Origin of the sequence: Floccifex sp. (genome assembly GCF_051873555.1) — a bacterium.
Classification (GTDB): Bacteria; Bacillota_I; Bacilli_A; order Erysipelotrichales; family Erysipelotrichaceae; genus Floccifex.
Genome location: NZ_JBJEEY010000008.1, coordinates 1 through 22,197, shown reverse-complemented (window position 1 = coordinate 22,197; position 22,197 = coordinate 1). Strand labels below are relative to the sequence as shown.

Genomic DNA, 22,197 nt, shown 5'->3' with positions numbered 1-22,197 from the left:
AAACAAATAGAGAGGAAAAAATATGAAAAAATGGATTTCTATGATTGTAGCAACCCTTATGTCTCTATCTTTAGTGGCATGTGGAAGTAGCTCAGAAAACACATATGTTTATTCAAGTGAATTAGACATCAAGAACCTGGATTCATCTGATGCTGATGACGGATGTTCTTTTACAGCCATGCACGCTGTAATTGATGGATTAATGACACTGGATGCAGATGGTAATGTTGTATATGGTGTTGCCGAAGATTCAAGTGTAAGTGAAGATGGTTTAACACATACATATAAGATTCGTGAAGATGCGAAATGGGCTAATGGAGATGATGTTACAGCCAATGATTTTGTGTATGCCTGGAAACGAATTTTTAAGAATGTAGGTAATTATTATTACATGTTTGGTAATGGTATTGCTTCAATTGAAGGTGCCACTGAAATGTGTGACAAATTAGACAATGGAGAAGAATTAACAGACGAAGATTTTGATAAAATGGCAGTTAAAGCCGTTGATGATAAAACATTGGAAGTCAAAACAACAGTTCCTGTTCAATTCTTTGATGAATTAATGACATTCCCTTGTTTCTATCCAATCAACGAAGCATTCTGTGAAGAACAAGGTGATCAATATGGTAAATCAGCGGATTCAATTTTAGGAAATGGTGCCTTTGTGATGACAAACTGGGAACCAGGAAGTGTTGCTGAATTTGAAAAGAGTGAAACTTATTATGCAGCAGATACAGTAAAAATTGACAACGTTGTAATGAAGTTAGTACAAGATCCTGCAACTGCAGCGGCTTCATTTGAAAATGGTGAAACAGATTTTGCAGCAATTAACTCAGACTTAGTAGATAAATATAGTTCTGAAGATTATTATGCAATTATCAATGATGGTTATTTATTCTATTTATCAATTAATTTTGAAAATGAAGACTTAGCTAATGCAAATGTTCGTAAAGCTTTATCCTTGGCAATCAATCGTGATGACTTGTGTGAAAATGTATTAAAAGATGGTTCTACAACAGCTAGAGGATTTGTTCCAACTGGTTTATCAATTAGTCCAAGTGGAACAGATTTCCGCGATGATGCAAAAGAATTTACTTCTTATGATTTAGATGCAGCGCAAGCAGCACTGGATGCTGGTTTAAAAGAATTAGGTAAATCTGAAATTACGCTTCGTTTGTTATATGGAACAGATGAATCACCAATGGATATTTTCGCAACATATTTACAAAATGCATTCTCTAAATTAGATGGATTGAATATTGAAATGGTTGCAACAACAAAACAAGATCGTATCTATAACAAACAAAAGAATGGTGACTACGATATTTGTTGTACTCGTTGGGGACCAGACTATGCCGATCCTACTACTTATTTAACATTAGCTATCACTGGAAACAGCAACAACTATGGACATTATTCAAATGCTGATTACGATGCTCTTATGGATAAAGTTGCGGTTGAAACGGATGCACAAACTCGTTGGGATTATATGGTACAAGCTGAAGAAATTTTATTAAATGATTATGGTTATATTCCTGTATTTGAAAAAGGTACAGCCACTCTTCAAAATACAGAAGTAACTGGATTAATTGTTCGTCCAGTTGGTGTTCCTTATACATTCCAATTCGTTGAATTTAAGTAAATCGTATGAAATAGGCACAATTGAATTGTGCCTATTTGCGTACTGAAAGGAGTATATATGAACAAATCCACATTAAAATATATTGGAAAACGACTCGCTATTTCATTAGTAACTTTATTCATTATTTTGATTGTTCTATTTCTTATGGTTAAATTTTTGCCAGGTTCTCCTATCAATAATGAAAAACTATCGGCTGGAGCCAGAGCCGCGATTGAAGCTAAATACGGATTGGACAAACCCATTCCTACACAATTTATAATTTATGTGAAATCTATGTTAACAGGAGACTTTGGAGTGTCTTACAACATGTATAAAGACATGAAAGTCGCTTCTCTGGTAGGAAAAGCCGCAAAAATTTCTTTCATTTATGGTTTAATGGCCGTTTTGATTGGAACCATTATTGGAATGATTCTAGGTGTATTTGCAGCTCTTCATAAAAATACAATCTGGGATACATTGGCTACATCTATTTCGGTATTAGGTGTATCCATTCCATCTTTTGTTTTTGCGATGCTGATTTTAATTGTTTTCGCATCTAAATTAAAAATACTGCCAACAGGTTATAGCTCAAGAAACGCCGTTATTTCTTCTATTATGCCAATTGCCGCTTTATCAGTTGGTGTAATAGCCAATGTAGCTCGATTTACAAGAACAGAAATGGTTTCGGTATTGAATTCAGAATATATGACATTGGCCAAGGCAAAAGGATTGGATCGAAAAACATTGATTTTAAAACACGCTTTAAGAAATTCTTTAATTCCTGTAATTACGATTTTAGGGCCAATTTTAGTTAATTTAATGACAGGAACGATGGTTGTAGAAAAAATATGTTCAGTTCCAGGTCTTGGAAAATTACTGGTGAATTCCATTACAACCAAAGACATCAATATTATTTTGGCTTGCAGCTTCTTATATGCTGCCATGTATATTTTAATGATGTTGATTATTGATGTGTCTTATGGAATTATTGATCCACGTATTCGATTAGGAAAGGATGAATAATATGATAGATATGAATATTGAATTCAAAGCCGATGATTTTGAATTTGTTGGTGACAAACAAAATATTGAAATCGATCAAGTAACGCCTTCTAAACCGGCTTGGAAAGATGCATTAAGTCGTTTCTGTAAAAACAAAGGAGCTGTGATTGGTTTTATTTGTATTTTTGTCATTACATTGTTTGCGATATTTGCGCCAATGCTTTCTTCATGGAAATTTGATGACATTAATACTGCCATTGCGAATATGAAACCATGTGCTCAACACGTCTTTGGAACAGATACCTATGGAAGAGATTTGTTTGTTCGTACATGGAAGGGAACACGTATTTCATTATTTATTGCCGTTGTAGCTATTATTATTGATGTAGTAATCGGAATGATTTATGGATTGATTTCAGGTTATTTTGGCGGAAAAGTTGATTCCATTATGCAAAGAATACAGGAAATCATCAATTCTATTCCAACACTAGTTGTTTTAACACTTCTATTAATGGTTATGAAATCGAGTTTATTTACTATTATTGTTGCTTTATCATTTACGGAATGGATTGGGATGAGTCGTATTACACGTGCACAAGTTCTAAAAATTAAAGAAGAAGAATTTGTATTGGCTTCTAGAACACTTGGAGCAGGTAGTTTCTTTATTATTTTCAAAGAAATACTTCCAAATATTTATTCGCAATTAATTATCATGGTTATGATGTCCATTCCAAATGCGATTTTCTATGAAGCTTATTTATCTTTTGTTGGATTAGGATTACCAATTCCAGCAGCTTCTTTAGGAACTTTAATCAATGATGGATTCGACAAAATTACAGTATATCCATATCAAATGGTTATTCCCGTTATCATTTTTTCGATTTTGATGTTGAGTTTTAATTTATTTGGAGATGGATTAAGAGATGCATTGGATCCGACAATGAAGGAGATGTAGTCTATGATACAAAACAAAGAAACAATATTAGATATCAAGAACCTTCATATTTCTTTTAAAACAGATGCAGGACAATTAAAAGCTATTCGTGGAGTGGATTTAACTTTAAAAAAAGGAGAAACCATTGCCATTGTAGGAGAATCTGGATCTGGTAAATCCGTAACTACAAAAGCTGTCATGGGAATTATTGCGGGAAATGGTTCCATTGACCAGGGAAGCATACTATATCGCTGGACTGATGAATTTACAGGCGAAGATAAAAGCTGTGATTTAGTACAAGCCAGTGAAGATTTTCTTCAAAAAGAAATTCGTGGACGAAAAATTGCCATGGTATTTCAAGATCCAATGACTTCTTTAAATCCGACGATGACTATAGGAAATCAAGTCATGGAACCTATGATTCATCATTACCATAAAACAAAAGAAGAAGCCTATGCGAAAGCCGTTGAGCTTTTAGAAGAAGTTGGAATTGTAGATGCTGAAAAACGAATGAAAAACTATCCTCATCAATTATCAGGAGGAATGCGTCAACGTGTCGTGATTGCGATTGCTTTATCATGTGATCCCTATATATTGATTTGTGACGAACCAACAACAGCTTTGGACGTTACAATTCAGGCAAAAATTTTGGAATTAATTCAAGACATTCAAAAGAAAAAGAATTTATCTGTTATTTATATCACACATGACTTAGGTGTTGTAGCCAAAGTAGCAGATTATGTCAATGTGATGTATGCCGGAAAAATTGTAGAAACCGGAACCATTGATGAAATTTTCTATGATCCTCGTCATCCATATACATGGGGTTTATTGTCTTCTATGCCAGATTTAAGTACCGATGACGATGAATTATATACCATTCCGGGAACCCCTCCAAACCTGATTCATGAAATCAAAGGCGATGCTTTTGCACCAAGAAATGCCTATGCATTGAATATAGACCTTCGATTGGAGCCACCTATGTTTGATGTAAAAGGAAGTGATACACATAAAGTGGCTTCCTGGTTAATGCATCCGATGGCACCTAAAGTCCAAATGCCAAAAGAATTGGCTCGTCGATTAGAAAAAATGAAAGGGGGAAATGAATAATGGTACAACCCATTTTAGTTGTTGATCACTTAAAACAATATTTTAAAATCAATCGAAATTTTACGGTTAAAGCGGTTGATGACATTTCCTTCGAAATTTATCCAGGAGAAACCTATGGATTGGTAGGAGAATCTGGATCGGGTAAATCTACAACAGGAAGAAGCATTATTCGTTTATATAAGCCAACGAGTGGGACAATTATTTTTAATGGAAAAGATATTTCTAATAAAATGTCAAAAGAATCCATAAAAGAGTTACGTAACAAAATGCAGATGATTTTTCAAGATCCCATGGCAAGTTTAAATCCAAGAAAAAAGGTTATAGACATTATAGGAGAAGGATTGGATATTCATAAAAATTATCAATCCATTGAAGAAAGAAACGAAAAAATCTATGAAATGTTAGAACTTGTAGGCTTATCAAGAGAATTCGCAAGCCGTTATCCACATCAATTTTCAGGAGGGCAAAGACAAAGAATTGGAATTGCCCGTGCTTTGATTATGAATCCTGACTTAATTATTGCGGATGAAGCCATCAGTGCTTTGGATGTTTCTATTCAAGCACAAGTTGTGAATTTAATGAAAAGAATTCAAAAAGAAACAGGGGTATCTATTTTATTTATTGCACATGACTTATCAATGGTTAAGTACATTAGTGATCGAATTGGTGTTCTTCATTTAGGTCATTTAGTAGAAGCTGGAACGAGTGAAGAAATTTTTGCGAATCCTTTGCATCCATATACAAAGTCATTATTATCGGCTATCCCACAACCAAATCCCAAAATTGAAAAGAAACGAAAATCGTATTCCTATGATTATAATTCAAGTGGTATTGATTATAATAAAGGGACAAAACATTTTGTATCGGATACACACTATGTTCTGGCAACAGATGAAGAATTTGAACAATGGAAGTTGGCTTTTTAGCTGACTTCTTTTATTATGGAATAGGTGAAGAATATGAAAGCAAAGTTGTTTATACAAGATATGTTTGAAAAAGAAAATATCGAAAAAGAATTTAATGAGCAATCCAAAAAGGGATACAATCCCATAGAAATAGGATATAGTATTCGATTCGAAAACAATAAAAAACGTTATTTCTATCGAATGGATATCTTAAAAGGCAATAAATTAAGAGCTCAAAGAGAATTGCTGGATTTATATGATCGATATGGTTATTCGTATTGCGGAAAAAAAGGAAGAATGATTTTCTTTAAAGGAACAAATAAAAACTATCCAAAAGAAAGAGAAATACAAATTCAAGAGTATTTGAAAAAATATTGGATTCGACAAAATGTATTTCTTTTATTTGAAATATTTTTGTTGATTCTTTGTATTTCTTTCTTATTGAACAAAGACATTCAATTTGTCTTAACCAATGGACTCATTGTTTTAAGCCTGATTCCATTCACTTTAATTAGTTCTTTGTTTTGTTTCACATTAAAAAAATATATACACGGGATTCAATATAAAGCGAAACAACCCATAAAAAAATCAATACTGACAAATCTGGCTGTTATTTTATTGATTGTTTCTTTGTTGTGTGTCCCTGTTGGCTGCATTCTTGACTTTGTTTCAAGAAAAACAATGCCCACTGACTCTAATATGTTAACTCTTTCTTTTTTTGATAAAGAATCCACACAAGATTCTATGTCTTGTGCAAATAGTTTAATTGTTCATACACAATCTGTTTTAGATCAAAATAAAGACGATATTTTATTTTCATGTGTTTATACAATAAATAAAGAAGTCGACTCATATTATGAATATTTTATACAATCACATTTAACACAAGAAAATACACCAATTCAAGATGGATATATTTATTCCATTGAAAAAGAAAACGATGCCATGATTTTAAAAATAGATGATTCCATTATTGAAATCAGCGCAACTTTTGATTTAAGTGCATATACTGAACAAATTCATTCATTTTATATGACACATGAAAGTGAATATTGAATATAATAGATATATGAAAAACGCAATTCAACAAATACGAAAATTCAATCAGGAAAGAGACTGGAATCAATTTCATTCTCCGGAAAACCTCGCAAAATCTATTGCGATTGAAGCCGGAGAATTATTGGAATGTTTTCAATGGAATAATGACTATGACAAAGAAGCCGTTTGCGAAGAATTAGCGGACGTAGTAAATTATTGCATCATTATGGCAGATGCGTTGGATGTTGACTTAGAAGAGATTGTTTTACAGAAGCTTGAAAAAAACAAGAAAAAGTATCCAGTTGAAAAATCAAAAGGAAATTCGAAAAAATATACAGAATTATGATTGTATACCAGGAAACAAAGAAACAATTTCTTTTAGATGTACATACCGATGTCATAGAAGATAAAATCGAAGCCAAAGTATTAGAAAAACTCCATAAAAAAACAGCCCAAAGTGAATATGCTTCATGGATGAATTCTATGCAGTATATGTATAAAGTCATGGAAGATAAACGCATTCCAGAAGATAGTCAAATTGCGATTGAATATCGAATCCCGAATTCAAATAAACGAGTGGATTTTATTGTCAGTGGACAAGATGAAAAAGAAAGAGAAAGTGCTGTTATTGTAGAATTGAAGCAATGGCAGGATGTAAAAAAAGTATCAACAAAAGAAGCTATTGTGAAAACACAGTTGCAAGGACATTTAGTAGAAACAACGCATCCTTCGTATCAGGCTTGGTCGTATGTAAGTATGATTCAAGACTATAATGAAGATGTGCGGAAATATAAGATTTGTTTACAGCCTTGTGCATATCTTCATAATTATAAAATGAAACAAGAAGACGATTTATTGGATTCTTGTTATGAATATTATATAAAAAAAGCACCAATCTTTGTTCGAGGAGACACCGATAAATTGGCTTCTTTTATTTCGAAATACATCAAAAAAGGTAATTCAGATGTACTTTATCATATTGAAAACGGAAAAATTATTCCAAGTAAGTCTTTACAGGATAATTTATCGAGTATGTTGAAAGGTAAACGGGAATTTACGTTAATTGATGATCAGAAAGTTGTTTTTGAAAGAGCTATTGAAATTGTAAAACAACAACAAAATAAAAAAAGAGTCTATATTATTCATGGAGGTCCTGGAACAGGAAAAACGGTTTTAGCTATCAACATGTTAGTGGCCATTTTAAATTGTGATCAAAATGTAATGTATGTTACAAAAAATGCAGCGCCTAGAGAAGTATATCGAAAAAAATTAACAGAAGGAAAATATCGAAAAGCATATATTGATCATTTGTTTAAAGGCTCAGGTGCTTTTACCGAATCAATGAATAATGATTTTGATTGTTTAATTGTGGATGAAGCCCATCGATTAAATGAAAAATCGGGGATGTTTCAAAACTTAGGAGAAAACCAGGTGAAAGAAATGATTCATGCTTCTAAGGTTACCATTTTCTTTGTGGATGATGATCAAAGAGTGACGACCAAAGACATTGGAAGTACAGAAGAAATTAAAAAATGGGCACAATTTTTTAAAGCAGAAGTTTTTGAAGATACGCTTGTTTCTCAATTTCGATGCAGTGGATCGGATTCGTATGTATCTTGGATTGATTCTGTATTAGACATTCATCCAGATTATAGTGATGAATTTAATTTTGATTATGACATTCGTATTTGTGACAGCCCACAAGAAGTGAAACAATTGATTGAAGAAAAAAATAAAATCAATAATAAATCAAGGATGGTCGCTGGGTATTGCTGGGACTGGATTAAAGAAGGAAAGAATGACAGTCAGGTTCATGATATTCAAATTGGTGATTTTGGTATGTCATGGAATTTAGGTTCTTCAAATACCTGGGCTATTGATCCTGAATCGGTTCATGAAATGGGCTGTATTCATACATGTCAGGGCTTGGAATTTGATTATGTGGGTGTCATCATTGGAGAGGATCTTCGTTATGAAGATGGAATCATTACGGATTTCACAAAACGAGCGAAGACGGATCAATCTATCAAAGGCTTAAAAACTTTATATAAGAAAAATAAAGAAGAAGCTCTTCAAATAGCAAATCGTATCATAAAAAATACATATCGGACTTTATTAACTCGTGGACAAAAGGGATGTTATATTTATTGTATAGATACAAAGTTGAGTGAATATTTAAAAAGTCGATTAAAATAAAAACAGCTTCTTTCAGCTGTTTTTAAGTTTTTAGAGAAGAGAGAATTATGAAGATTATTATTAATTTCTTGGTAAAAGGTATCTTCCTTTTACGCTTATACTATATAAAACAAACAACAAGTTTTTATAAAAAAAGTATGGAAAATTGTGTGACTTTTAGTATGAATTTTGGGAAATATGGAATCATAGTACATATAAAATAAAAACAGCTTTTTGAGCTGTTTTTAAGTTTTTAGAGAAGAGAGAATTATGAAGATTATTATTAATTTTCTAGTAAAAGGTATCTTCCTTTTACGCTTATACTATATAAAACAAATAACAAGTTTTTATAAAAAAAGTATGGAAAATTGTGTGACTTTTAGTATGAATTTTGGGAAATATGGAATGCATAGTACATATAAAATAAAAACAGCTTTTTGAGCTGTTTTTAAGTTTTAGAGAAGAGAGAATTTTGAAGATTATTATGAATTATTCGTAAAAGGTATTTATCTTTTACGGTTATAGTATAAAAAATAAATGACTTTTTTTTATAAAAAGACTATGGAAAATTATGTGAGATTTAGAATTGAATTTGGGAATAATGGTATAATAAACAAAATAAATTGGGAGAATAAATATGAATTTCTATATGCCGGTTCAATATTATTTAGAACAAAATTGTATTCAAAATCACAAAGAAAAATTTTATAGTTGTGGAAAAAAACCTTTAATTGTTACAGGAAGAAAATCATCAAAAATAAATGGATCTCTACAAGATGTCATTTCCATTTTAGAAGACTATGTACATTTTTGATCGAATTGATGAAAATCCAAGTGTGGATATATGTGAAACAGGGGCTCGATTTGGAATTGAACATAATGTGGATTATGTGATTGGATTGGGTGGAGGCTCTAGTATGGATGCAGCAAAAGCCATTGCTTTATTAATCAAAAATCCAAAAGAAAATAAAGACTGTTTTTATCAAAAGAAAGATTTATCGTATTTAGATGTCATTTGTATTCCAACAACATGTGGAACAGGATCAGAAGTAACTTCTAAAGCAGTTTTATCGATTCCTTCTCGATATTATAAAAGCAGTATTTCACATGATATTTGGCCAAAATATGCTTTTGTGGATGCCAAATATCTTCAATGTGCGCCTGCTTCACTGATTATTCAAACTGCCATTGATGCGCTTTGTCATCTAGTAGAAAGTCATTTAAATATGAAAGCCAATGCTGCCAGTCAAATGATCAGTGCAAAAGGATTATCCATGTTTAAAGATATTATGTCTTCTTTTCAAACACAAAATTTTGATTATGAAAAACTCATGTGGATTTCTTCTTGTGCAGGTATGGCCATTGCACAAACAGGAACCAGTCTTCCACATGCTTTGAGTTATGATTTAACGTGTCGTTATCATATTCCTCATGGTATTGCCTGTGGTATTTATCTTTCTTCTTTTATTGAAGTAATTGCTTTGAAAGGACATCCGTTTGCTTTAGAAGTTTTGGATTTACTGGGTATGGATATTGTTTCATTTAAAGAATGGATGTCTTTATATATTCATAAGCCAAAATTAGAAAATAAAGAAGAATTGTTTTTTTTGATTTGTCAAAAACAAAGTAAATGGAAAACAGCTTGTGTTTCTTTTAAAAAAGAAGAAATTCAGAAAATCATCGAAGAATCTGTTGACAAATAGTGTATAATACTATGTACTTTGAAAGGAAAACAATATGGAATATACAAAACATACAATCAATGAATTATTAGTTGGAATGTTTAACTACATTCTCTATATAGAAGAAAGAAACTTAAAAAAGAAAAATGTCAAATTGTCGATGAGTGAAGTACATTTATTGGAGTCCATTGAAAAAGCCAGTGACAATACGATGTCTCATATCGCAAAGCGTTCTATGATTACCCAGGGAACTTTAACAACCAATGTGAAGACATTGGTTTCAAAGGGATACGTAGAACGATATAAAGATGAAAAAGATGGACGAGTGGTTCGTTTAAAAGTCACAGACAAAGCTAAAGAGGTTTTAAAGATTCATGATGAGTTCCATGAATCTATGATTGATAAAGCTATTTCGGATTTGAAATTAGATGACAATAAAGTATTAATTGATTCCTTAAAAAATATTTTAGATTATTTTAGTGAACAATATGGAAAAGACTGACACCTGAAAAGGTGTTTTTTTTGAGTTTCTTAAAAATTTGAATTTCAAACTATTTACTTTGAAGTTCAAAGAGGTTATAATGAAATTGCTTTGATATTCAAAGTATAGGAGGAATGATTATGTTAGAACAGATTAAAGATGTATTAGAAGATGCGATTAATGTAGATCGTGATTTAGTTACACCAGAAGCGAATTTAAGTGAAGATTTAGATATTGATTCATTAGCTGCTGTGGAATTAGCTCTTGAATTGGAAACAGAATTTGATATTCGAATTGAAGATGAAGAATTAGCGGCTTTAAAAACTGTACAAGATATTATGGATTTGATTGCTTCTAAACAATAACGGGAGTATTGACAAATGGATACAGAAAAAATAAAAGAAATCATTTCGATTTTTGAAAACAGTAAAATTTCGAGTATGGACTTAGAAGAAGGTTCTTTTAAAATTCGTTTGGAAAAGAAAGACAATATAACTGTATCACATGAACATGTAGCAAAAGAAGAAACCAAACAAGAACAGAAACAGAAACAAACATTGAATTCACCTTTAGTTGGAACGTTTTATGCTTCTTTGAAGCCAGGGCAAGAGTCTTTAGTGAAAGTGGGACAACAAATAAAAAAAGGAGATGTGTTGTGCATTATCGAAGCCATGAAATCCATGAATGAAATGAAAGCTCAAAAAGATGGAGTTATTCAGGAAATATTGGTAGAAGATGGACAAATGGTGGAATATGATCAGCCATTGTTTGTTTTAGGAGACTAATATGATTCATAAAATTTGTATTGCCAATCGAGGAGAAATTGCGGTTCGCATTATTCGAGCTTGCAAAGAAATGAACATTGAAACTGTGGCATTATATTCAACAGCCGATAAAGAAGCATTGCATGTTCAATTAGCAAATGAAGCCATTTGTATTGGTGGACCCAAGCCCAGTGAAAGCTATTTAAATATGTTTAATATTATTCAAGCGGCTTGTTTAACAGGATGTGATGCGATTCATCCTGGTTTTGGTTTTTTATCGGAAAATGCTCAATTTGCTTCTTTAGTAGAACAATGTGGACTTATTTTTATTGGACCCAAAGCCCAGGTTATTGAACAATTAGGGAATAAAACCCAAGCTCGTAAGACGATGCAGCAAGCAGGTGTTCCTATTATACAAGGATGTAATGAACCAGTTTCTTTGCATCAAGGCATTCAATTAGCACAATCCATTGGTTTTCCCGTTATTATTAAAGCTTGTAACGGTGGTGGTGGAAGAGGTATGCGCATTGTCTATCGTATAGAAGATTTTGAATCATTGTATCAAGAAGCCAAAGCCGAGGCAAAAGTTTGTTTTGGAAACGATGATGTCTATGTTGAAAAATATATTCAAAATCCCAAACACATTGAGGTACAAGTTGTTGCGGATACATATGGAAATGTAGTTCATCTCTATGAAAGAGACTGCTCCTTTCAAATTCGAAACCAGAAAATGATAGAAGAAGCACCTTGTTTTGTCTTAGACGAGGAAATTCGTCAAAAAATGTGCAACGATGCCATTGCGGCTTGTAAAGCCGTTGGTTATACATCAGTGGGAACGGTTGAATTTTTGTTAGATCAAAATGGTTCGTATTATTTTATGGAAATGAATACAAGAATTCAAGTGGAACATCCTATTACGGAAATGATTACAGGCATTGATTTAGTCAAAACGCAAATTCGTATTGCCAATGGAATGAAACTTTGTTTTGAACAAAAAGATATTCAACAAAATGGTTATGCATTGGAATGTCGAATTAATGCACAAGATATTTCGAAACAATTTGCACCTTCTTGTGGAACGATACAATTCTTAAATTTACCAGGAGGAAAAGGCATTCGAATAGATGGAGCTGTTTATGCTGGATATACGATTCCACCGTATTACGATGCCATGATTTGTAAAATCATTGCTTTTGCGACCACTCGATTGGAGTGCATAAAAAAAATGCGTGTGGCTTTAGAGGAATTTATTTTAGATGGTGTACAAACCAATGAAGCGTTTCACTATATTGTATTGCATAATAAAAAATTTATTGAAGGAAAATATGATACTTCTTTTGCCAGTGAATGTATGAAGGAGTTAATCGAAAATGAATCTATTTAAGATGCGAAAAGAACAATTGGTTTTATTTCATCGAAATCGAAAAAAACCAGCTGTAAAAAAAGAAATCCCGGATCATGTTTTTAAACAATGTCCACAGTGTCATGCCAATATTTCTTTTAAAGCTTTAAAAATCAATCAATTTGTTTGTCCTGAATGCAATCATCATTTACGAATAGGAGCAAAAGAAAGAATTCGTCAAATTTGTGATGAATTTAAGGAAATAGATAAAAATTATATCACACAAAATGTGGAAAACTTTCCAGGCTATGATCAAAAATTATTGGAATCCCAAAAAAGAACGGGATTAAATGAAGCCGTGGTGTGTGGAATTGGAAGAATCAAATCCATTTCTTTTGCTTTAGCTGTGATGGATTCTGGTTTTATGATGGGAAGCATGGGAAGCGTTGTCGGTGAAAAAATCACAAGATGTATTGAAATGGCAATCAAGAAAAAAATGCCTCTCATTATTTTTTGTACCAGTGGAGGGGCACGAATGCAAGAAGGCATTGTTTCTTTAGTACAAATGGCTAAAACCAGTGCAGCATTAAAAAAATTAGATGCACAAGGTCAATTGTATATCAGTGTATTGACACATCCAACAACAGGTGGTGTATCCGCAAGTTTTGCGATGTTGGGTGACATCATTATTGCAGAACCCGATTGTTTAGTAGGATTTGCGGGAAAACGTGTCATCGAAAATACAATCAAAGAAAAATTGCCAGATAATTTTCAAAAAGCAGAGTTTGTTTTAGAAAAAGGATTTATTGATTTAATTGTGAATCGAAAAGACTTGAAACAAACATTGTATTCAATTTTACAATTTCATGGGAGATTCTAAATGAATATACAAATCGAAGAAACCATCCGTTTATGGGAAGAAAAAAAAGAGAATGTAACGTAACGGATGGGTTGTATAAAGAAATAGAAGAAAAAATTGAAGCTTTATTAAAATCCAATATGCATTCATTAGATGTATGGCAACGAATTACTTTGGCAAGAGCTAGTGAAAGAAAAAAAGCACAAGACTTTATTCCATATTTGTTTGCGGATTTTATAGAGTTTCATGGTGATCGTAAATACGGCGATGATGGAGCTATCATTGGTGGAATCGGCATGTTTAATGATCAGCCAGTGACTGTTATGGCCCAATCTAAGGGAAAAAATATCGAAGAAAATATTAAAAAGAATTTTGGAATGGTAAATCCAGAAGGATATCGAAAAGCCATTCGATTGGCCAAACAAGCCGAAAAATTTCATCGACCTATTATTACTTTTGTCGATACGGCAGGTGCTTATCCTGGAAAGGGAGCCGAACAAAGAGGGCAAGCCCAGGCTATTGCGGATTGTCTTTATACTTTTTCTGACTTAAAAACACCGATTATTTGTGTTGTTTTATCGGAAGGAGGTTCAGGGGGAGCATTGGCTTTGAGTGTAGCGGATCGTATTGTTATGCTGGAAAATGCAGTATATTCGATTCTAAGTCCAGAAGGATTTGCCAGTATTTTATGGAAAGATGAATCTCGTGCTAAAGAAGCAAGTCAAGTCATGAAGATGACGAGTTTTGATTTGTATCAAAAGGGAATCATTGATCATATTGTGTTTGAAGATGAAAAGGGCATGCAAGAATCGTTTTCATCAACATTGGATGCTCTTTATTTATATATTGACAAAGAACTCAAATCTTTGAAAAAAATGAAAACCGATCAATTAGTAAAAAAACGATATGAAAAATTTAGAAAGATGGGGGTTCCTGTGTGGAAAATGTAAAAATTATTGGATGTGGATATGCTAAAGCTGAAAAAAAACTATTTAATACGGATTTAGAAAAAATAGTGGATACCAGTGATGAGTGGATCGTTCAAAGAACGGGTATTCATTCTCGTTATATCACACAAACAAAGAATACATCGGATTTAGCATTTGAAGCGGCTAAAAAAGCCATTAAAGATGCGCAAATTGATGTTTCTTTAATTGATTGCATTCTTGTTGCAACGACTACACCCGATTGTATTACACCTTCAACAGCATGTTTAGTACAAGAAAAGTTAGGATTGAATGGACAAGAATGTACATCTTTTGATTTGAATGCCGCTTGTTCTGGTTTTGTGTATGGATTAAGCCTGGCAAGTATGATGTTAGAAACGTATTCAACAATTTTAGTTATAGGAGCTGAAACACTAAGTAAAATCATAGATTGGAACGACCGTAATACGTGTGTTTTATTTGGTGATGGGGCTGGAGCTGCCTTGATTCAAAAATCCAATCAAGGACGAATGGTTTCTTTTACCAAAAGTACAGGAGATAAAGATGGTTTTTTAATGTGTAAGGGTCTTTCTTTACAAGAAAAAGAAATGTCGTATCTTGAAATGAATGGAAAAGAAGTGTTTCGTTTTGCGATTGAAGCCATGCCTTATTCGATAGAAAAAGTTTTAGAAAAAGCGAATCAAAAAATAGAAGACATTGATTTATTTATTCCACATCAAGCCAATATTCGTATTCTTAAACATGTAGCAAAAAAGATGAAAATTGATTTTGATCGTATTTTTGTGAATTTAGATGAATTCGGAAATACCTCTTCTGCCAGTATTGCGATTGCCTTAGCCCAGGCCAAGGAACAAGGAAAAATTAAGAAGGGTATGAAAATGGTTTTAACAGGATTTGGTGCTGGTTTTACCAGTGGAGCAATTTATTTAGAATGGTAGGAAAATATGACTTTGAATGAATTTTTAAATATAAAATATCCAATTATTCAAGGCGCCATGGCCAATATTGCTACAGCTGAATTTGCAGCTGCTGTTAGTAACAGTGGTGCTTTAGGAATCATTGGAACCGGTGCGATGAGTGTAGAACAAGCAAGAGAAGCAATTATTCGTTGCAAAGAATTAACGAATAAGCCTTTTGGAGTCAATGTTATGATGATGCATCCACAAACAAAGGAACTCATGGAAATGATTGCCCAGGAAAAAGTGGCAGTTGTGACCACAGGAGCAGGAAATCCAGGAATTTATATGAAAATGTTAAAAGAAAGTGGAGCCAAAGTAATTCCTGTAGTGGCAAGTGTTGCCTTGGCAAAGCGATTAGAACAAAGTGGAGCCGATGCCTTAATTGTGGAAGGTTGTGAAGCAGGAGGCCATGTATCGGAACAAACCACAATGTCTTTGCTTCCTCAAGTAATCGATGCAGTGAATATTCCAGTTATAGCCGCTGGAGGCATTGGAGATGGAAGAGGATTGTATGCGGCTTTGTCTTTTGGTGCAATTGGCGTACAAGTAGGAACTTGTTTATTAGCCAGTGAAGAATGTCCGATTCATGATAATTATAAACGAGCTGTTCTAAAAGCAAAGGACACAGATACAGTGGTGACTGGAAGAAGTTTGAATTCACCGGTTCGTATTTTAAAAAATCCAATGTCGCGTCAATATATTAAATTAGAACAACAAGCAGCTAATAAAGAGGAATTAGAAAAATTAACGCTTGGTGGTCTTAAAAGAGCTGTATTTGATGGAGACATGAAAACAGGCTCAGTAATGATGGGACAAATTGCTGGTTTGATTCATGAAATTCGTCCATTAAAAGTAATATTTGAAGACCTGGTTTCCACTTGTGTTTTGAAACACACACAAATGGAAAAAATAATAAAGGCACTATCATGAAAATTGGAAAAAAAGAATTGAGGCTTCCTTTAATTCAAGGAGGCATGGGCGTTGGAGTTTCGTTATCAAATTTAGCAGGACATGTTATGAAAGAAGGTGCCATGGGATGCATCAGTGCAGCTCATCCCGGGTATTTAGATCCGAATTTTGAAAAAAATTCGAAAGAATGTAACATGAAAGCTTTGTTTGAACACGCTCAAATCGCAAGAAAAATTTCAAATGGAAATGGATTGTTAGCTGTCAATATTATGGTAGCTTCCAAAGACTATGAATCGTATGTCAAAACCAGTGTCAAAGCCGGATACGATGCCATTATTTCTGGAGCAGGACTGCCATTGTCTTTACCAGAATACACAAAAGATGTCGACATTTTATTAGCCCCTGTCATTTCCAGTGCCAAAGCGTGTCGTTTAGTTCTAAAGAGCTGGGATTCGCACTATCATAGAACCTGTGATTTTATTGTGATAGAGGGTTATAAAGCAGGGGGACATCTTGGATTTAAATTAAAGGATTTAGAAAACCATACGTGTCAGGAATTAGATGAAATATTAGAAGAAGTATTAAAAGTTGTGAAAGAATATGAAATGAAATATCAAAAATCGATTCCTGTTTTTGTAGCCGGAGGAATCTATACATCCAAAGATATTGTTCATTATATGAAAAAGGGAGCGGCTGGAGTACAAATGGGAACGCGATTTATCGCAACTTATGAATGCGATGCCAGTGAAGAATTTAAAAATCAAATTTTAAATGCCAAAGAAGAAGACATTGTACTTGTGAAAAGTCCAACAGGATTTCCTGGGCGAGCTATTTTGAATTCTTATATGAAAAAAGTAAATGAACAATCCAATCAGGTTGTTTCTCATTGTTTGTCTTGTTTAAAAACATGCAATCCAGCAAATACACCTTATTGTATTACACGTGCATTAATTGAAGCTGTTAAAGGAAACGAAGAAAAGGGCTTGTTTTTTACGGGAGTCAATGGAAGCAAAGTAGATACTATGATGTCGGTAAAAGATTTGATTGATTCATTGATGGTGGATGTTAGAAAGGAACAATTATGTCAATAGCTATTTTATTTGCAGGACAAGGAAGTCAATTCGTTGGAATGGGAAAAGATTTTTATGATCAGTGTTTCGTTTCTCGTAAAGTATTTGATTCTATTCAAATGGATTTTGATGTAAAAGAAGTTTGTTTTCATGGACCAGAAGAAATATTAAATAATACGGCTTATACACAAAGTTGTATTTTAGCTTGTTCCATGGCCATTTATGAAGCCATAAAAGAAAAAGGCATCCAGCCAGATTATGTAGCAGGTTTATCTTTAGGTGAATATAGTGCTTTATGTGCATCTCATGTTTTTTCTTTAGAAGATGGATTGGAAATTGTTCGGAAAAGAGGATTGATCATGGCCAATGCGTTAGAAAAAAACACTACAAAAATGGTGGCTATCTTAAATGCGAAAATTGAGGATATTCAACAGGCTTGTCAACAAGCTGGGTGTAGCATTGCCAATTATAATTCACCATTTCAAATTGTGATTACAGGAACCAATGAAAGCGTGGACCTGGCTGTTTCAACATTAAAAGAAAAAGGTGTTCGTCGCATGATTCCTTTAAAAGTCAGTGGAGCTTTTCATTCGCCTTTGTTGGAAAAAGCCAGCCAAGAATTAAATGAAGTATTGCATCAATATCCAATACAAAATCCAGAAATTCCTGTTATTTTTAATGTCACAGGGAAAATGGAAACAGAAAATATAGTGGATTTATTAACGCGTCAAATTAAAAGCAGTGTGTTATTTTATCAATCTATTGAATATATGATTTCTCAAGGCGTGGATACATTTATTGAAATTGGACCAGGACATACGCTTTCTGGATTAGTAAAGAAAACCAATAAAAATGTAAAAGTATTTTCGATTCATTGTTATGAAGATATAAAGGAGCTATCTTTATGAATAAAAATGTGTTAGTGACTGGTGCAAGTCGAGGAATTGGAAAAGCCATTGCGATTTGTTTTGCGAAAAATGGATACGATGTCATTGTTCATTATAATGGCAGTCAACAAGCAGCTTTAGATACGCTTGAACAAGTCAAACAATATAGTTCGAATTCAACATTGGTGCAAGGTAATGTCTCTAGACAAGAAGATGTACAACAAATGTTTAAGGTTATAAAAGAGACGTACGGGAAATTGGATGTATTAATTAATAATTCCGGTATCACAAAAGATAATTTGTGCTTAAGAATGAGTGAACAAGATTTCATGGATGTCATGGAAGTGAATTGTAAAGGAACTTTTTTGTGTTCAAAAGAAGCCAGTAAACTCATGATTCGAAAAAAAAGTGGATGCATGATCAACATGGCTTCGGTTGTGGGTCTATGTGGAAATGTGGGACAAACCAATTACGCAGCAAGTAAAGCCGCTGTTATTGGATTCACAAAATCATTGGCAAAAGAACTAGGATTGCGTCATATTCGTGTAAATGCGATTGCTCCTGGTTTTATTCAAACTCAGATGACCGATCAATTAAGTGAAGAAGTAAAGAAACAAATGCTAAGTCAAATCCCTTTACAAGAATTTGGAACAGTGGAAGACATTGCACAATGTGCTTTGTTTCTAGCAAGTGAAAACGCAAAATATATAACGGGTCAAGTCATTCAAGTCAATGGCGGAATGTTGATGTAGGAGGAAGACATGAAACGAAGAGTTGTTGTTACTGGAATGGGGTGTGTATCCCCGATTGGAAATACGGTAGAAGAAGTATGGGATTCTATTGAAAAAGGAAAATGTGGTATTGATTTTATTTCTTGTTTTGATACGACGGATTATAAAGTAAAATTAGCGGCTGAAGTTAAAAATCTGGATATGGAACAATATTTTTCAAAACGAGATTTAAAATTTAATGATCGTTTTACTCAATTTGCTCGCATTGCATCGAAACAAGCTATTGATGATAGTCAATTGAATTTAGAAGAAGTGGACTTGGATCGAATGGGGGTTTTAATTGCTTCTGGAATTGGAGGTATTGATACCATCGAAACATGTCAAAAGGCACTGGATCAAAGAGGACCTTCACGTGTTTCTCCTTATTTTATTCCAATGGCATTGATTAATTTAGCTAGTGGAAGTGTAGCAATTGATACAGGAGCAAGAGGGATTTGTTACTCGGTGGTAACGGCTTGTGCAGCTTCAAATAATGCGATTGGTGAAGCGTTTCATCAAATTAGAGATGGATACCAGGATATTATGATTACTGGGGGAAGTGAAGCCAGTATAACGCCATTAGCTATTGCAGGCTTTCAATCTATGCGAGCACTTCATACAGGAGAAGATAAAAATCGTGCTTCGATTCCTTTTGATAAACAAAGAAGTGGCTTTGTCATGGGAGAAGGAGCTGGTATTCTGGTTTTGGAAGAATATGAACACGCCAAAAAAAGAAATGCCAAAATATATGGTGAAATAATCGGCTATGGAGCTACTTGCGATGCCTATCATATTACAGCGCCGAGTCCAGAAGGTATTCAAGGAGCAAAAGCAATGTTGAAAGCCATTGAAGATGCAAAAATAAAAGTGAATGATATTGATTATATTAATGCCCATGGCACAAGTACGCCATTAAATGATAAAACCGAAACAAAAGCTGTAAAATATGCATTTAAAGATCATGCAAAAAAAGTTATGATGTCTTCCACAAAATCGAATACTGGCCATTTATTAGGAGCATATGGTGCTATAGAGGCAATTATTTGCATCAAAGCAATTCAAAATAATATAGTACCAGCTACGATTCATTATCAGGAAAAAGATGAAGACTGTGATTTAGACATTGTTGCTAATAAAAACCGTCCATATGATCTTCATTATGTTATGAGTAATTCATTGGGATTTGGTGGGCACAATGCGTCTTTGATTTTTAAGAAAGTGAAGGCATAAAGTATGTATAATTCAAATCAAATACAAGAAATCATTCCGCATCGTTATCCGTTTTTATTAGTGGATCGTATTGAAGAAATGAGTGAAGAAGAAATCACAGGTATTAAATGTGTCAGTGCCAATGAAATGACATTTCTAGGCCATTTTCCACAAAAACATGTCATGCCTGGGGTTTTAATTGTAGAGGCTCTAGCACAAACTGGTTGTTTTTTATTGTTGTCAAAAGAAGAAAATAAAGGAAAAATTGCATTTTTTGCAGGAATCAATAAAATGCGATTTAAAAGACAAGTCATTCCAGGAGATGTATTAAAACTTCATGTACAATTTACGAATCAAAGAGCTGGTATTTGTTTTGCAAAAGTAGAGGCGACTGTAGACGGAAAAGTAGCAGCTACTGGAGAAATCATGTGTTCTTTAGGAGATTAAAATGATTGGTATTGGATGTGATATTGTTCAAATCAATCGAATTCAATTCAATAAAGAAGCATTAGCAAAGCGTATTTTATCGAAAAAAGAAAAAGAACAATTTGATCAATATAAAGGACAAAGACAATTGGAGTTTTTAGCAGGCCATTTTGCGGCTAAAGAGGCTTTGGTAAAAGCAATGGATAAAAATTGTTTAATTACAGATTTTGAAATTTACTATGAAAATAAAAAACCAGTTGTAAAAAAAGAAGGATATCACATTTCTATTTCCATTTCACATGAAAAAGACTATGCAATGGCCGTTGCTTTGATACAAAGGAGTCAAGATGAAGTATTTATCAATCATTAAATGTCTGCCTTTTTTTCCTGTTATTTTTATAAAAGGAATACAAGGAAAAAAGAAATCAATAGAACAAAATTATGAAATCGTTCATAATTATGCTCAAAAAATATTAAAAAAAATGGGATATTCTTTAACAATTCATGGAATTGAAAATATAAAAAACACAAAGGGAATCTATTTTGTTAGTAACCATCAAGGAACACTAGATCCAGTTGTTATCTGTGCAGCATGTGACAGTCCATTATCTTTTGTTTCTAAACAAGAAAATGAATCCATTCCTTTATTAGGAAGATGGGCAAAGAATATTGGAACGATTCATTTTAATCGAGAAACAAGAGAAGGAAATGTACATATGTTACGAGAATCGTTACGTTTTTTAAAGAAGAATCATAATATTTTGATTTTTCCAGAAGGCACACGATCCAAAGGAAATCAAATGAATGAATTTAAAGATAAAGCATTTCAGCCTGCAATCATGGCTAAAGCCAGCATTATTCCTGTTACATTAAATCATGCGTATTGTTTAGATGTAAAAGAAAAAATAAAAGATTTATCCATCATTTTTGATTCACCTATTTCTTTTGAATTTTATAAAAACATGACAAGAGAAGAATTAAGTAATTATGTTCAAACTATCATCAAAAGCCATTTGAAAGACAATTAATTTGTCTTTTTTTTTTACAAATTTACTTTTTTTTCGAATACATAAATAGGAGGAATACTATGTTAGATTTTAGAAATGA

At 33.1% G+C, this 22,197-nt stretch carries 25 protein-coding genes; all 25 read left to right on the top strand.

Annotation, left to right across the window (positions count from 1 at the left end; all coding sequences use genetic code 11):
- Positions 1-22: 22 nt before the first annotated feature.
- The 25 genes from ACI32A_RS00710 (at position 23) to ACI32A_RS00590 (ending at position 22,118) form a co-directional block, all read left to right on the top strand.
- Complete coding sequence (locus ACI32A_RS00710; protein WP_439753102.1) at positions 23-1,642, top strand: peptide ABC transporter substrate-binding protein; 1,620 nt, start codon at positions 23-25, stop codon at positions 1,640-1,642.
- 57 nt (positions 1,643-1,699) lie between these two features.
- Positions 1,700-2,644, top strand: a complete 945-nt coding sequence (locus tag ACI32A_RS00705) for an ABC transporter permease (protein ID WP_439753101.1) — start codon at positions 1,700-1,702, stop codon at positions 2,642-2,644.
- Position 2,645: 1 nt separating this feature from the next.
- Positions 2,646-3,578, top strand: coding sequence for an ABC transporter permease (locus ACI32A_RS00700; RefSeq protein WP_439753100.1), 933 nt, complete (start codon positions 2,646-2,648; stop codon positions 3,576-3,578).
- A gap of 3 nt (positions 3,579-3,581) precedes the next feature.
- Positions 3,582-4,667 (top strand): ABC transporter ATP-binding protein, encoded by a 1,086-nt coding sequence (locus tag ACI32A_RS00695; RefSeq protein ID WP_439753099.1) that lies wholly within the window; start codon positions 3,582-3,584, stop codon positions 4,665-4,667.
- Complete coding sequence (locus ACI32A_RS00690) at positions 4,667-5,593, top strand: ABC transporter ATP-binding protein (protein ID WP_439753098.1); 927 nt, start codon at positions 4,667-4,669, stop codon at positions 5,591-5,593. Before ACI32A_RS00695 ends, ACI32A_RS00690 begins: the two co-directional genes overlap by 1 nt.
- A 33-nt stretch (positions 5,594-5,626) precedes the next feature.
- Positions 5,627-6,628, top strand: coding sequence for a DUF2812 domain-containing protein (locus tag ACI32A_RS00685; RefSeq protein ID WP_439753097.1), 1,002 nt, complete (start codon positions 5,627-5,629; stop codon positions 6,626-6,628).
- A gap of 13 nt (positions 6,629-6,641) precedes the next feature.
- Complete coding sequence (locus ACI32A_RS00680) at positions 6,642-6,956, top strand: nucleotide pyrophosphohydrolase (RefSeq protein ID WP_439753096.1); 315 nt, start codon at positions 6,642-6,644, stop codon at positions 6,954-6,956.
- Positions 6,953-8,806, top strand: coding sequence for a DNA/RNA helicase domain-containing protein (locus tag ACI32A_RS00675; RefSeq protein WP_439753095.1), 1,854 nt, complete (start codon positions 6,953-6,955; stop codon positions 8,804-8,806). The genes ACI32A_RS00680 and ACI32A_RS00675 overlap by 4 nt, the downstream gene beginning before the upstream one ends.
- 616 nt (positions 8,807-9,422) lie before the next feature.
- A complete protein-coding gene (locus ACI32A_RS00670; protein ID WP_439753094.1) occupies positions 9,423-9,599 on the top strand; it encodes a hypothetical protein in 177 nt (58 codons plus the stop codon).
- Complete coding sequence (locus ACI32A_RS00665) at positions 9,586-10,488, top strand: iron-containing alcohol dehydrogenase (RefSeq protein WP_439753093.1); 903 nt, start codon at positions 9,586-9,588, stop codon at positions 10,486-10,488. The genes ACI32A_RS00670 and ACI32A_RS00665 overlap by 14 nt, the downstream gene beginning before the upstream one ends.
- A 34-nt stretch (positions 10,489-10,522) precedes the next feature.
- Positions 10,523-10,969 (top strand): MarR family winged helix-turn-helix transcriptional regulator, encoded by a 447-nt coding sequence (locus ACI32A_RS00660; RefSeq protein ID WP_439753092.1) that lies wholly within the window; start codon positions 10,523-10,525, stop codon positions 10,967-10,969.
- Positions 10,970-11,088: 119 nt separating this feature from the next.
- A complete protein-coding gene (locus ACI32A_RS00655; RefSeq protein ID WP_439753091.1) occupies positions 11,089-11,313 on the top strand; it encodes an acyl carrier protein in 225 nt (74 codons plus the stop codon).
- A 15-nt stretch (positions 11,314-11,328) separates the two neighbouring features.
- Positions 11,329-11,733 (top strand): acetyl-CoA carboxylase biotin carboxyl carrier protein, encoded by a 405-nt coding sequence (locus ACI32A_RS00650; protein ID WP_439753090.1) that lies wholly within the window; start codon positions 11,329-11,331, stop codon positions 11,731-11,733.
- Between the two features lies 1 nt (position 11,734).
- Entirely contained in the window at positions 11,735-13,096 is a 1,362-nt protein-coding gene (gene accC / locus ACI32A_RS00645; protein WP_439753089.1) for an acetyl-CoA carboxylase biotin carboxylase subunit, read from the top strand.
- A complete protein-coding gene (gene accD / locus ACI32A_RS00640; protein ID WP_439753088.1) occupies positions 13,083-13,934 on the top strand; it encodes an acetyl-CoA carboxylase, carboxyltransferase subunit beta in 852 nt (283 codons plus the stop codon). The genes accC and accD overlap by 14 nt, the downstream gene beginning before the upstream one ends.
- A 32-nt stretch (positions 13,935-13,966) precedes the next feature.
- Positions 13,967-14,863 (top strand): acetyl-CoA carboxylase carboxyltransferase subunit alpha, encoded by an 897-nt coding sequence (locus ACI32A_RS00635; protein ID WP_439753087.1) that lies wholly within the window; start codon positions 13,967-13,969, stop codon positions 14,861-14,863.
- Entirely contained in the window at positions 14,851-15,798 is a 948-nt protein-coding gene (locus ACI32A_RS00630; RefSeq protein WP_439753086.1) for a beta-ketoacyl-ACP synthase III, read from the top strand. The genes ACI32A_RS00635 and ACI32A_RS00630 overlap by 13 nt, the downstream gene beginning before the upstream one ends.
- A gap of 6 nt (positions 15,799-15,804) precedes the next feature.
- Positions 15,805-16,749, top strand: a complete 945-nt coding sequence (locus ACI32A_RS00625; RefSeq protein ID WP_439753085.1) for a nitronate monooxygenase — start codon at positions 15,805-15,807, stop codon at positions 16,747-16,749.
- On the top strand, positions 16,746-17,819 hold the full coding sequence (locus ACI32A_RS00620) for an NAD(P)H-dependent flavin oxidoreductase (RefSeq protein WP_439753084.1): 1,074 nt from the start codon (positions 16,746-16,748) through the stop codon (positions 17,817-17,819). Before ACI32A_RS00625 ends, ACI32A_RS00620 begins: the two co-directional genes overlap by 4 nt.
- A complete protein-coding gene (gene fabD / locus ACI32A_RS00615) occupies positions 17,810-18,706 on the top strand; it encodes an ACP S-malonyltransferase (protein WP_439753083.1) in 897 nt (298 codons plus the stop codon). Before ACI32A_RS00620 ends, fabD begins: the two co-directional genes overlap by 10 nt.
- On the top strand, positions 18,703-19,437 hold the full coding sequence (gene fabG / locus ACI32A_RS00610; protein WP_439753082.1) for a 3-oxoacyl-[acyl-carrier-protein] reductase: 735 nt from the start codon (positions 18,703-18,705) through the stop codon (positions 19,435-19,437). Before fabD ends, fabG begins: the two co-directional genes overlap by 4 nt.
- A gap of 9 nt (positions 19,438-19,446) precedes the next feature.
- Complete coding sequence (fabF, locus tag ACI32A_RS00605) at positions 19,447-20,685, top strand: beta-ketoacyl-ACP synthase II (protein ID WP_439753081.1); 1,239 nt, start codon at positions 19,447-19,449, stop codon at positions 20,683-20,685.
- Between the two features lie 3 nt (positions 20,686-20,688).
- Positions 20,689-21,111 carry a 3-hydroxyacyl-ACP dehydratase FabZ gene (gene fabZ, locus ACI32A_RS00600; protein ID WP_439753080.1) on the top strand — a complete coding sequence of 141 codons (423 nt, stop codon included), beginning with the start codon at positions 20,689-20,691 and terminating at the stop codon, positions 21,109-21,111.
- 1 nt (position 21,112) lies between these two features.
- The gene (locus ACI32A_RS00595; protein WP_439753079.1) at positions 21,113-21,460 is read left to right on the top strand and encodes a holo-ACP synthase; all 348 of its coding nucleotides are present in this window, start codon (positions 21,113-21,115) and stop codon (positions 21,458-21,460) included.
- Positions 21,438-22,118, top strand: a complete 681-nt coding sequence (locus ACI32A_RS00590; protein ID WP_439753078.1) for a lysophospholipid acyltransferase family protein — start codon at positions 21,438-21,440, stop codon at positions 22,116-22,118. The genes ACI32A_RS00595 and ACI32A_RS00590 overlap by 23 nt, the downstream gene beginning before the upstream one ends.
- Positions 22,119-22,197 lie beyond the last annotated feature (79 nt).